General features: G+C 65.7%; 15 protein-coding genes. 13 read left to right on the top strand and 2 right to left on the bottom strand.

Translation table 11 applies throughout. The annotated features are described in order from the left end of the window. The first annotated feature begins 179 nt into the window (after positions 1-179). The 12 genes from CON76_RS10030 (at position 180) to hisD (ending at position 9,451) form a co-directional block, all read left to right on the top strand. Positions 180-998 (top strand): ABC transporter ATP-binding protein, encoded by an 819-nt coding sequence (locus tag CON76_RS10030; protein ID WP_101103216.1) that lies wholly within the window; start codon positions 180-182, stop codon positions 996-998. Beyond that, on the top strand, positions 995-1,777 hold the full coding sequence (gene mlaE / locus CON76_RS10025) for a lipid asymmetry maintenance ABC transporter permease subunit MlaE (protein ID WP_101103215.1): 783 nt from the start codon (positions 995-997) through the stop codon (positions 1,775-1,777). Before CON76_RS10030 ends, mlaE begins: the two co-directional genes overlap by 4 nt. A gap of 30 nt (positions 1,778-1,807) precedes the next feature. Next, positions 1,808-2,284, top strand: a complete 477-nt coding sequence (gene mlaD / locus CON76_RS10020) for an outer membrane lipid asymmetry maintenance protein MlaD (protein ID WP_101103214.1) — start codon at positions 1,808-1,810, stop codon at positions 2,282-2,284. A 39-nt stretch (positions 2,285-2,323) separates the two neighbouring features. Continuing rightward, positions 2,324-3,031, top strand: coding sequence for an MlaA family lipoprotein (locus CON76_RS10015; protein WP_205758219.1), 708 nt, complete (start codon positions 2,324-2,326; stop codon positions 3,029-3,031). Between the two features lie 129 nt (positions 3,032-3,160). Next, positions 3,161-3,871 (top strand): MlaC/ttg2D family ABC transporter substrate-binding protein, encoded by a 711-nt coding sequence (locus CON76_RS10010; RefSeq protein ID WP_101103213.1) that lies wholly within the window; start codon positions 3,161-3,163, stop codon positions 3,869-3,871. Next, positions 3,868-4,146, top strand: coding sequence for an STAS domain-containing protein (locus CON76_RS10005; protein ID WP_240592831.1), 279 nt, complete (start codon positions 3,868-3,870; stop codon positions 4,144-4,146). Before CON76_RS10010 ends, CON76_RS10005 begins: the two co-directional genes overlap by 4 nt. Positions 4,147-4,158: 12 nt before the next feature. Then, entirely contained in the window at positions 4,159-5,082 is a 924-nt protein-coding gene (locus CON76_RS10000) for an ABC transporter ATP-binding protein (protein ID WP_101103212.1), read from the top strand. Continuing rightward, the gene (locus CON76_RS09995) at positions 5,079-5,834 is read left to right on the top strand and encodes an ABC transporter permease (RefSeq protein ID WP_101103211.1); all 756 of its coding nucleotides are present in this window, start codon (positions 5,079-5,081) and stop codon (positions 5,832-5,834) included. The genes CON76_RS10000 and CON76_RS09995 overlap by 4 nt, the downstream gene beginning before the upstream one ends. A gap of 19 nt (positions 5,835-5,853) precedes the next feature. Further along, entirely contained in the window at positions 5,854-6,099 is a 246-nt protein-coding gene (locus tag CON76_RS09990; protein WP_101103210.1) for a BolA family protein, read from the top strand. Positions 6,100-6,103: 4 nt separating this feature from the next. Next, on the top strand, positions 6,104-7,378 hold the full coding sequence (murA, locus tag CON76_RS09985; RefSeq protein WP_101103209.1) for a UDP-N-acetylglucosamine 1-carboxyvinyltransferase: 1,275 nt from the start codon (positions 6,104-6,106) through the stop codon (positions 7,376-7,378). Positions 7,379-7,386: 8 nt separating this feature from the next. Continuing rightward, the gene (gene hisG / locus CON76_RS09980; RefSeq protein ID WP_101103220.1) at positions 7,387-8,046 is read left to right on the top strand and encodes an ATP phosphoribosyltransferase; all 660 of its coding nucleotides are present in this window, start codon (positions 7,387-7,389) and stop codon (positions 8,044-8,046) included. Between the two features lie 94 nt (positions 8,047-8,140). Continuing rightward, the gene (gene hisD, locus CON76_RS09975) at positions 8,141-9,451 is read left to right on the top strand and encodes a histidinol dehydrogenase (protein ID WP_101103208.1); all 1,311 of its coding nucleotides are present in this window, start codon (positions 8,141-8,143) and stop codon (positions 9,449-9,451) included. Here hisD and infA read toward each other — a convergent pair. Next, positions 9,448-9,765, bottom strand: coding sequence for a translation initiation factor IF-1 (gene infA, locus CON76_RS09970; RefSeq protein WP_101103207.1), 318 nt, complete (start codon positions 9,763-9,765; stop codon positions 9,448-9,450). The genes hisD and infA overlap by 4 nt on opposite strands. Positions 9,766-10,013: 248 nt before the next feature. Beyond that, positions 10,014-11,087, bottom strand: a complete 1,074-nt coding sequence (hisC, locus tag CON76_RS09965) for a histidinol-phosphate transaminase (RefSeq protein WP_101103206.1) — start codon at positions 11,085-11,087, stop codon at positions 10,014-10,016. Between the two features lie 70 nt (positions 11,088-11,157). On the opposite strand from hisC, the gene hisB reads away from it, so the two are divergent. Further along, positions 11,158-11,745, top strand: a complete 588-nt coding sequence (hisB, locus tag CON76_RS09960; RefSeq protein WP_420812935.1) for an imidazoleglycerol-phosphate dehydratase HisB — start codon at positions 11,158-11,160, stop codon at positions 11,743-11,745. Positions 11,746-11,773: the final 28 nt, after the last annotated feature.

Raw genomic sequence — 11,773 nt, 5'->3', positions numbered from 1 at the left:
ACGGCGGACGTCAAACCGCCGACCGCAACGCCGACTACCGTGCGGCACTGCTGGGGCTACGGCCTCGGGGGTAAATGCGATTGCCCTGTGCCGTGTCAGGCATACAGGCTAGGGTTTGCCCGCATCGTTTATGATTGAAAAGCCGGTTTCCCCCGGCTTTTCTCATTTGTTGCCCGCCCATGTCCACTTCCTGCCTGGTTGAAATCCGCGACCTCACCTTCGGGTATGGGGATGAGCGCGTCGTGCTCGACAACATCAGCCTGCAAGTGCCGCGCGGCAAGGTCACGGCGCTGATGGGCGCCTCGGGCGGCGGCAAGACCACCATCATGCGCCTCATCAGCGGCCAGTACCGGCCCCAGCACGGGCAGCTGCTGTTCGATGGCCAGGACGTGGCGCGCATGAACCGCAACCAGCTCTACGCGGCGCGGCGGCGCATGGGCATGCTGTTCCAGTTTGGCGCCCTGTTCACCGATCTGGACGTGTTCGAGAACGTGGCCTTCCCGCTGCGCGAACACACCCAGCTGCCCGAGGAGCTGATCCGCGACATCGTGCTGATGAAGCTGGAGGCGGTGGGCCTGCGCGGCGCGCGGCACCTGATGCCGTCCGAGATTTCCGGCGGCATGGCGCGCCGCGTGGCGCTGGCGCGCGCCATTGCACTCGACCCCGAGCTGGTGATGTACGACGAGCCCTTTGCCGGGCTGGATCCGATCTCGCTGGGCACCTCGGCGCGTCTGATTCGCCAGCTCAACGATGCGATGGGACTGACCAGCATCATTGTTTCGCACGATTTGGACGAAACCTTCCAGATCGCCGACCAGGTCATCATCCTGGCCAATGGCCGCATTGCGGCGCAGGGCACGCCCGATGAGGTGCGCCACAGCACCGACCCGCTGGTCCACCAGTTCGTCCACGCCGAGCCCGAAGGCCCGGTGCATTTCCACTACCCCGGCCCCACGGTAGCGCAAGACTTCGGGCCGGACGCAGGAGCCCGCCCATGAACCCCTTGCATCCGGCCCGTGTTGGCGCTGCCGTGCGCACCAAGCTGGCCGACATTGGTCTGGGTACACGCCTGTTTGTGCGCCTGTGCCTGCTCAGTGGCGCCTGCCTGCGCCGCTTTGGTTTGGTGCGCGACCAGATCCACTTCCTGGGCAACTACTCGCTGGGCATCATTGGCGTGTCGGGCCTGTTCGTGGGTTTTGTGATGGCGTTGCAGGGCTACTACACCTTGCAGGATTTTGGCTCCGCCGACGCGCTGGGCCAACTGGTGGCGCTGAGCCTGATCCGTGAACTGGGGCCGGTCGTGACCGCGTTGCTGTTTGCGGGCCGGGCGGGCACTTCCCTCACCGCCGAAATCGGCTTGATGAAAGCGGGCGAGCAGCTCAGCGCGATGGAGATGATGGCGGTCGATCCGGTGCGGCGCATCTTGGCGCCGCGCTTCTGGGGTGGCATCATCGCCATGCCGGTGCTGGCGGCGGTGTTCAGTGCGGTCGGCATCATTGGCGGCTGGCTGGTGGGCGTGGTGATGATCGGCGTGGACGACGGCGCGTTCTGGAGCCAGATGCGCGGCGGCGTGGACGTGTGGGACGACATTGCCAACAGTGTGCTCAAGAGCGTGGTGTTTGGCATCACGGTCACGTTTGTGGCGCTGCTGCAGGGCTACGCGGCCCAGGCCACGCCCGAAGGGGTGGCGCGCGCCACCACGCGCACGGTGGTGGTGTCGTCGCTGGCGGTGCTGGCGCTGGACTTTGTGCTGACCGCCGTCATGTTCGGCATTTGAACCAAGACAGAAAAGAAGAGGGCGCAGAGAATGCAACGATCCAAAGTGGATGTGTGGGTGGGCTTGTTTGTGCTGCTGGGCGCGGCGGCGGTGCTGTTCATGTCGCTGCAGGCGGCCAACTTGCTCAGCCTCAACTTCGAGTCCAGCTACCGCGTCACGGCGCGCTTTGACAACATCGGTGGCCTCAAGCCCAAGGCGGCGGTCAAGAGCGCAGGGGTGGTGGTGGGCCGGGTCGAAAGCATCACCTTCAACGACCAGGCGTTCCAGGCCGACGTGGTGCTGGCGCTGGAACACCGCTATGCCTTCCCCAAGGACAGCTCGCTCAAGATTCTGACCAGCGGCCTGCTGGGCGAGCAGTACGTGGGCATTGAAGCGGGCGGCGACGAGCGCAACCTGGCGCAGGGCGACGTGGTGACGCAAACCCAGTCCGCCGTGGTGCTGGAAAACCTCATCAGCCAGTTCCTGTTCAACAAGGCGGCCGAGCCAGCTCCGCCCGCTGCTGAATAAGCCGGACACTTCAGGGATACACAAGCTATGAAAATATCGATGTCTTTGCGCTCCAAGACGGGTGCGTGCGCCGTGGCCGCCACGCTGTTGCTGGGCGGCTGTGCCACCGGCCCCAATGCCAACCCACAGGATCCGCTGGAGCCGCTCAACCGCGCGGTGTACCAGTTCAACGACGGCGTGGACCGCGCCGTGGTCAAGCCCGTGGCCACGGTGTACCGCGACACCCTGCCCAGCCCGGTGCGCACCGGCGTGGGCAACTTCTTTGGCAATTTGCGCGACGCCTGGTCGGCGCTCAACGCCCTGCTGCAGGCGCGTCCGCGCGAGGCGGCCGAGAACTTCATGCGCTTCAACGTCAACACCGTGTTCGGCCTGGGCGGGCTGCTGGACGTGGCCACCGAAATGGGCATCGAACGCACCACGCTCGATTTTGGCCACACGCTGGGGCGCTGGGGCGTGCCGTCGGGGCCGTACCTGATGCTGCCGCTGCTGGGCCCCTCCACTGTGCGCGACACCGCCGCCCTGCCGGTGGACAGCCAGGCCGACCCCGTGGGCGGGCTCGACCACATCGCCACCCGCAACAGCCTGCAGGTGCTGCGCATCACCGACAAGCGCGCCAGCCTGCTGGGCGCGGGCGAGGTGCTGGACCAGGCCGCACTCGACCCCTACAGCTTCATGCGCGACGCCTACCTGCAGCGCCGCCAGAGCCGCATCGGCCCGGTGGCGCCCGAAGAGCGTTACGACCAATAACTTTACCGTGTCACAGCTGCAACCGAATGTAAACCGGCGCTGCACGTTGTGGGTGCAGCGGACACAATAGGGTCAATACTCTGTGCTGTCTTGGGCTGCGCCGGTTTTTTTGCAGAGAGGAATGAATCGATGAACGTGCTGAAATTTTCCCGCCAGACGCTGCTGGCCGGTGCGGTGGCGCTGGTCGGCGTGGCCGGGTTGCCCGCCGTGGGCTGGGCGCAGAACGCCGCTGTTGCTGCCGTGGCTGCGTCGCAGGGCGCGCAAGAGGCGCCCGACGCGCTGGTGCAGCGCATTGCCAACGACGCTTTCGACACCGTCAAGGCCGATGCTGCCGTGCGCGCGGGCGACGTGCAACGCATCCTGGCGCTGGTGGACACCAAGATCATGCCGCACGTCAACTTCACGCGCATGACCGCCTCCGCCGTGGGCCGCTCGTGGCGCACCGCCACGCCGGAGCAGAAAAAGCGCCTGCAAGACGAGTTCAAGACCCTGCTGGTACACACCTACTCCGGCGCGCTGGGCCAGGTCAAGGACCAGACCCTACACTTCAAGCCCATGCGCTCCAGCCCCGCCGACACCGAAGTCGTGGTGCGCTCCGAGGTGCGTGGCAGGGGCGATCCGATCCAGCTTGACTACCGCGTGGAAAAGACCCCCAATGGCTGGAAGATCTACGACCTCAACGTGCTGGGCGTGTGGCTGGTGCAAACCTACCGCACCCAGTTCGCGCAGGAAATCAACGCCAAGGGCGTCGATGGCCTGATTGCCGCGCTGGCCGAGCGCAACCGCAGCAACGCCGCCAGCGACAGCAAGGCGGCACCCAAACCCGCCAAGGCCGGATGAGCACCCTGCTGCCCTTGCCCCCGCGCCTGACCCACGCCGAGGCCCCGGTGTTCCTGGCCCAGGCCCGCACCCAGGTGCAGCAAGTGGCCCGGGGCGCCACGCTGCGGCTCGATGCCAGCGCGCTGCAGGTGTTCGACTCCTCCGCGGTGGCGGTGCTGCTGGCATTGCGGCGCACGGCCCAGGCTGCAGGCGGGGCGCTGCAGGTGCAGGGCACGCCGCCGCGTTTGCGCGACTTGTTGATGCTGTATGGCGTCGGTGCCTTGCTGCCAGCTTAAAATCGCGCCCCCATGCCCGCTGTTTCCTTCCACAACGTATCCAAGACCTACGCCACCGCGCGCGGGGATTTCCAGGCGCTCAAAGGCGTGAGCTTTGACATCGAGCCCGGCGAATTCTTCGGCCTGCTCGGTCCCAACGGCGCGGGCAAGACCACCTTGATCAGCATCCTGGCCGGGCTGTCGCGCGCCAGCGGCGGCAGCGTGACCGTCCAAGGCTTTGACGTGCAGGCCGACTACGCGCAGGCGCGCCGCCACCTGGGCGTGGTGCCGCAGGAGCTGGTGTTCGACCCCTTCTTCACCGTGCGCGAGGCGCTGCGCTTCCAGTCCGGCTACTTTGGCATCCGCCACAACGACGACTGGATCGACGAGTTGCTGGCCGGGCTGGGCCTGAGCGACAAGGCCAACGCCAACATGCGCCAGCTCTCGGGCGGCATGAAGCGCCGGGTGCTGGTGGCGCAGGCGCTGGTACACAAGCCGCCGGTGATCGTGCTGGACGAGCCCACCGCTGGGGTGGACGTGGAACTGCGCCAGACGCTGTGGCAATTCATCTCGCACCTCAACAAACAGGGCAGCACCGTGCTGCTGACCACGCACTACTTGGACGAAGCCGAGGCCCTGTGCGGGCGCATTGCCATGCTCAAACAAGGGCAGGTGGTGGCGCTGGCCAGCACCTCCGATCTGCTCAAGGGCGCCTCGGCCAACGTGCTGCGCTTCAAGACCGACCAGACCCTGCCGCCCGAGCTGGCGGCGCAGGCGCGCATCACCGGGCGCGTGGTGCAATTGCCCGCGCACGACGCGCTGGAGGTGGAACGCATTTTGACCCAAGCCCGTGCGGCAGGTGTGGTGGTGGAAGACATGGAAATCCGCAAGGCCGACCTTGAAGACGTGTTCCTCGACGTGATGGCCGGCGCCCAGGCCCAAGGAGCCCAGGCATGACCGGCTGGCGTACCCTGTTCTACAAGGAAGTGCTGCGCTTCTGGAAGGTCGGCTTCCAGACCGTGGCCGCGCCGGTGATGACGGCCATCCTGTACCTGATGATCTTTGGCCACGTGCTGTCCGAGCACGTCAAGGTGTACGACAGCGTGCCGTACACCGCCTTCCTGCTGCCCGGCCTAGCCATGATGAGCCTGCTGCAAAACGCCTTTGCCAACAGTTCGTCCAGTTTGATTCAGAGCAAGGTGATGGGCAATTTGGTGTTCCTCTTGCTTACACCACTGTCACACTGGGCTTGGTATGTGGCTTACGTGGGTTCGTCGGTGGTGCGGGGGCTGGTGGTGGGGTTGGGTGTGCTGCTGGCCACGGTCTGGTTTACCGATCTGCAGCTGGTGGCGCCGCTGTGGGTGCTGGTGTTCGCCTTCCTGGGCGCGGCGCTCATGGGTTCGCTGGGCGTGATTGCCGGGCTGTGGGCCGACAAGTTCGACCAGATGGCCGCGTTTCAGAACTTCATCATCATGCCGATGACGTTCCTCAGCGGCGTGTTCTACTCCATCCATTCCCTGCCCGCGTTCTGGCAGCAGGTCAGCCACTTCAACCCGTTCTTCTACATCATCGACGGCTTCCGTTTCGGCTTCTTTGGCGTCAGCGACGTGTCGCCGTGGCACAGCCTGTCGGTCGTGACCGTGGCGCTGCTGCTGGTGGGCGGCTTTGCCCTGCACCTGCTGCGCACGGGCTACAAAATCCGCCATTGAGCTTACCCCTTCCTGATCTATGACCGCTGAACAATTGCAATCCCTGATCGCGGCCGGCCTGCCGTGCGAACACCTGGACGTGAGCGGCGATGGCCGCCACTGGTCGGCGGTCATCGTGTCGCCCGCCTTCGAAGGCAAGCGCCTGATTGCGCGCCACCAGCTGGTGTACGCCACGCTGGGCCAGCGCATCCAGACCGACGAGGTACACGCCCTGTCGATGAAAACCCTGACCCCCGCCGAGTGGGCGCAGCAGGCGGCGGACTGACGCGATGGACAAACTCCGTATTGTGGGTGGCCGCCCCTTGCATGGCAGCATTGCGGTCTCGGGTGCCAAGAACGCCGCCTTGCCCGAACTGTGCGCCGCCCTGCTAACCGCCGAGCCGGTCGAGCTGCGCAACGTGCCGCGCCTGCGCGACGTGGCCACCATGCGCAAGCTGCTGGACAACATGGGCGTGCAGGCCGAGACCCACGGCGAGCGCGGCGGCTTCACGCTGCAAGCGCCCACCAGTTTGTTGCCCGAAGCGCCTTACGATTTGGTCAAAACCATGCGCGCTTCGGTGCTGGTGTTGGGGCCGCTGCTGGCGCGTTTTGGTCGGGCCAAAGTGTCGTTGCCGGGCGGTTGTGCGATTGGCTCGCGTCCGGTGGACCAGCACATCAAAGGCTTGCAAGCGATGGGGGCTGAGATTGTGGTGGAGCACGGCTACATGGTGGCCCAGTTGCCCGCAGGCCAGACCCGCCTGAAAGGCGCGCGCATCACCACCGACATGGTGACCGTGACCGGCACCGAGAACTTCATGATGGCCGCCACGCTGGCCGACGGCGAGACCATCCTGGAAAACGCCGCCCAGGAGCCCGAGATCACCGATCTGGCCGAAATGCTGATCAAGATGGGCGCCAGGATCGAAGGCCACGGCACCAGCCGCATCCGCATCCAGGGTGTGGAGCGGCTGCACGGCTGCGAACACGCCGTGGTAGCCGACCGCATCGAGGCCGGTACCTTCCTGTGCGCCGTCGCGGCCACGGGTGGCGACGTGACGCTGCAACACGCGCGCGGCGACCACCTGGACGCCGTGATCGACAAGCTGCGCGACGCGGGCGTGACGGTGGAAGACGTGACCGAAGGCCTGCGCGTGGTGTCGTCGGGTGCGGCTGCGCTCAAGGCCCAGACCTTCCGCACCACCGAATACCCCGGCTTTCCGACCGACATGCAGGCCCAGTTCATGGCCCTGAACGCGGTGGCGCACGGTGCCAGCACCGTGACCGAAACCATTTTCGAAAACCGCTTCATGCACGTGCAGGAATTGCAGCGACTGGGGGCCAGCATCCGCATTGATGGCCGGGTGGCGGTGGTCGAGGGCGTACCGCGCCTGTCAGGCGCCACCGTCATGGCCACCGACCTGCGCGCCTCCGCCAGCCTGGTGATTGCCGGGCTGGTGGCCGAAGGCGAGACCGTGGTGGACCGCATCTACCACCTGGACCGTGGTTACGACCAGATGGAACTCAAACTGCGCGCCTTGGGCGCGGACATCGAAAGAATCCAATGAGCAGCCCGATGCTGACGCTGGCCTTGTCCAAAGGCCGCATTTTTGAAGAAACACTGCCGTTGCTGGCCGCTGCAGGCATTGAGGTGCTCGAAGACCCGGAAAAGTCGCGCAAGCTGATTCTGCCCACCAACCGCCCTGACGTGCAGGTGGTGCTGGTGCGCGCCTCCGATGTGCCCACCTACGTGCAGTACGGTGGTGCCGATCTGGGCGTATGCGGCAAGGACACCCTGCTGGAGCACGAAGCCGAGTGGGGTGGCGCGGGCAACGTCGGCCTGTACCAGCCACTGGACTTGCAGATTGCCAAGTGCCGCATGAGCGTGGCCACGCGCACCGACTTCGACTACGCCAACGCGGTGCGCCAGGGTGCGCGCCTCAAGGTTGCCACCAAATACGTGGCGATTGCCCGCGAGTTTTTTGCCAGCAAGGGCGTACACGTCGATCTCATCAAACTCTACGGCAGCATGGAGCTGGCGCCGCTGACCGGCTTGGCCGATGCGATCGTCGATCTGGTCTCCAGCGGCAATACCCTCAAGGCCAACCATCTGGTGGAAGTCGAGCGTATCATGGATATTTCATCGCGCTTGGTGGTCAACCACGCCGCGCTCAAGACCAAGCGCGCCGCCATCCGCCCGATCCTGGACGCCTTCGCCCAGGCCACCCAGGGCTGACGCCCGCGCCGAATTCACCGTGCCGCGCCAGGCCGTGGCGGCTTGCGCTACGCTACGGGGGCTGGAATGCCCCTTTTTCTATGGAACCTGCCCCATGAACGCTACCCCGCTGCTGTTGCGCACCACCGACGCCGATTTTGAAGCCCGTTTCCAGGCCCGCCTGCACTGGTCGGCCGACACCGATGCCGCGATCGAGCAGCGTGTGGCCGACATCCTGGCCGACGTGCGCACCCGTGGCGACGCGGCGGTGCTGGACTACACCAACCGCTTTGACGGCCTGAGCGTCACCGGCATGACCGAGCTGGAGCTGACCCAGACCGAACTGCGCGCCGCGTTCGACAGCCTGCCCGCCGTGCAGCGCGAGGCCCTGCAAGCCGCTGCCGCGCGCGTGCGCCGCTACCACGAGGCCCAGAAGCGCGCCAGCGGCGAGAGCTGGAGCTACCGCGACGAGGACGGCACCCTGCTGGGCCAGAAGGTCACGCCGCTGGACCGCGTGGGCATCTACGTGCCGGGTGGCAAGGCGGCGTACCCGTCCAGCGTGCTGATGAACGCCATTCCCGCCCACGTGGCCGGGGTGGAGGAGATCATCATGGTGGTGCCCACGCCGCGCGGCGAAAAGAATGCGCTGGTGCTGGCGGCGGCCTACGTGGCGGGCGTGTCGCGCGCCTTCACCATCGGCGGCGCACAGGCGGTGGCCGCCTTGGCCTACGGCACCGCCACCGTGCCCAAGGTGGACAAAATCACCGGCCCCGGCAACGCCTACGTGGCCAGCGCCAAAAAGCACGTGTTTGGCACCGTGGGCATAGACATGATCGCCGGCCCGAGCGAAATCCTGGTGCTGGCCGACGGCACCACGCCGCCAGACTGGGTGGCGATGGACTTGTTCAGCCAGGCCGAGCATGACGAGCTGGCGCAATCCATCCTGCTGTGCCCAGACGCGGACTACATTGCCGCCGTGCAGGCTTCCATCGACAAGCTGCTGCCCACCATGCCGCGCGCCGACATCATCGCCAAAAGCCTGAATGGCCGCGGCGCGTTGATCCAGACCCGCAGCATGGAAGAAGCGTGCGCCATCAGCAACCGCATTGCGCCGGAACACTTGGAAGTCAGCAGCCACGAGCCGCACCGCTGGGAGCCATTGCTCAAGCACGCGGGCGCCATCTTCTTGGGCGCCTACACCAGCGAAAGCCTGGGCGACTACTGCGCCGGCCCCAACCATGTGCTGCCCACCAGTGGCACCGCGCGTTTTTCCAGCCCGCTGGGGGTGTACGACTTCCAGAAGCGCAGCAGCCTGATCGAGGTCAGCGAACAAGGTGCGCAGACGCTGGGCCAGATTGCCAGCGTCATCGCCCACGGTGAGGGTCTGACCGCCCACGCCCGCGCCGCCGAATTGCGCCTGCGCTAAAAGCCCGCAACGCCAACAGGCCACTGCGAGGTGGCCTGTGCGTGGGGTCGGGGAATCTTGCTGCGCTGGCCGCCGGTCGGGCCGGGGCCACGGCCTTCGATGTGGCGGAAATTGATGCGGCCCTTGCTCAGGTCGTACGGCGACAGTTCGAGCTTGACCTTGTCGCCCGCCAGGATGCGGATGTGGTGCTTGCGCATCTTGCCCGCCGAGTAGGCGATCAGCTCGTGGCCGTTGTCCAGCGTGACGCGGTAGCGGCTGTCGGGCAACACTTCGGTCACAACGCCGCTGACTTCAATGAGTTCTTCTTTGGCCATAAGGGCACTTTCTACAAATAAGGAAACAGGGTTCGACGCAAACGCCAGTGGCCCAAGGCCGGTGCCCGTTGCGGGCGGATCCGGGGGGCCACACCAGGCACCATCGTCGGTGAGTGCAGGCACCTTGCAGCCATCAGGGGCACAAGGCGCACATGTTCAGGGGGTTGTTGCAGAAACAACAAAAGGCAGCGCAACACCGTGCGCCACCTTCAGATCCGACAAAGTATAGGACGGACGCGCTGATTTTGTCAAACTTCCAGGATCTCGCGCAGCGCCTGCACCAAGGCCTGGCATTGCGCGTCGGTGCCGATGGTGATGCGCAGGAACTGGTCGATGCGTGGCTGCTTGAAGTGGCGCACGATGATGGCGCGTTCGCGCAACGCCGCCGTCAGGGCCGCACCGTCATGTTGCGGGTGGCGCGCAAAGATGAAGTTGGCGCCGGACGGCAGCACCTCGAAACCCAGCGCCGCCATATCGGCCACCAGCTGCTCGCGCGTGGCCATCACCTTGCGGCAGCTGTCCTGGAAGTAGGCTTCGTCCTCCACCGACGCCACCGCGCCGGCCATCGCCAGCCGATCCAGCGGGTAGGAGTTGAAGCTGTTCTTGACCCGTTCCAGTGCCTCGATCAGATCGGGGTGGCCCGCCGCAAAGCCCACGCGCAATCCGGCCAGCGAGCGGCTCTTGGAGAAGGTGTGCACCACCAGCAGGTTGGGGTAGCGGTCGACCAGCGCAATGGCGCTCTCGCCGCCAAAGTCCACGTAGGCCTCGTCCACCAGCACCACCGCGTCGGGGTTGCCCGCCACGATGCGTTCCACCTCGGCCAGCGTCAGCAGGCGGCCCGTGGGCGCGTTGGGGTTGGGGAAGATGATGGCGCCCGCGCGCTCGTCGCCGCGCGGCAGGTAGTCGTCCACGCTGATCTCGAACGTGTCCGTCAGCGCCACTTTGCGGTGTGGCACCTGGTACAGACCGCAATACACCGGGTAGAAGCTGTACGTGATGTCTGGGAACCACAGCGCCTGGTCGTGCTTGAGCAGCGCCATGAAGGCGTGCGCCAGCACCTCGTCGGAGCCGTTGCCAACGAAGATCTGGTTGGGCTGCAGGCCGTGGCGTTGCGCCAGTGCTGCCTTGAGCGCGTCTGCGTTGGGGTCGGGGTACAGGCGCAGCGCGTCGCTGGTGGCGGCGCGTATCGCTTCCAGCGCCTTGGGCGACGGGCCGTAGGGGTGCTCGTTGGTGTTGAGCTTGACCAGGTTATCGAGCTTGGGCTGCTCGCCCGGAACGTAAGGGGTCAGGCCGTGAACGACGGCGCTCCAGAAGCGGCTCATGCGGTGGGTACGATAGAAAAAGGGGTGCTGGATGGTATCATGGGCTTCCATTTCTATGAGTGCCCAAGACATGCGTCAAGCCGACGTCACCCGCCACACGCTGGAAACCCAGATCACGGTTCGCCTCAACCTGGACGGTAGCGGCCAGTCCCGCCTGCACACCGGCATCGGTTTCCTGGATCACATGATCGACCAGATTGCCCGCCACGGGCTGATTGATCTGGACATCCAGTGCGCGGGCGATCTGCACATCGACGGCCACCACACGGTGGAGGATGTGGGCATCACGCTGGGCCAGGCCTTTGCGCTGGCGGTGGGCGACAAAAAAGGCATTCGCCGTTACGGCCACGCCTACGTGCCACTGGATGAGGCTTTGAGCCGCGTGGTGGTGGACTTTTCCGGTCGCCCGGGCCTGCACATGGATGTGCAATTTACCAGCGGCATGCTGGGCCAACTCGACACGCAACTGGTGTACGAATTCTTCCAGGGCTTTGTCAACCACGCGGGTGTGACCTTGCACATCGACAACCTCAAAGGTGTCAACGCCCACCACCAGTGCGAGACCATCTTCAAGGCCTTTGCCCGTGCGCTGCGTGCTGCGCTGGAGCTGGATCCGCGCCAAGCGGGCGTCATTCCTTCGACCAAAGGCTCGCTGTAAGGGCTGCGCGGCCCCGCACGCTGCCGTT

The organism is Macromonas bipunctata, from assembly GCF_002837135.1.
In the GTDB taxonomy this organism is placed as follows: domain Bacteria; phylum Pseudomonadota; class Gammaproteobacteria; order Burkholderiales; family Burkholderiaceae_C; genus Macromonas_A; species Macromonas_A bipunctata.
The sequence above is the reverse complement of the archived record's forward strand: the minus strand, read 5'-3'. Positions and strand labels throughout refer to the sequence as shown.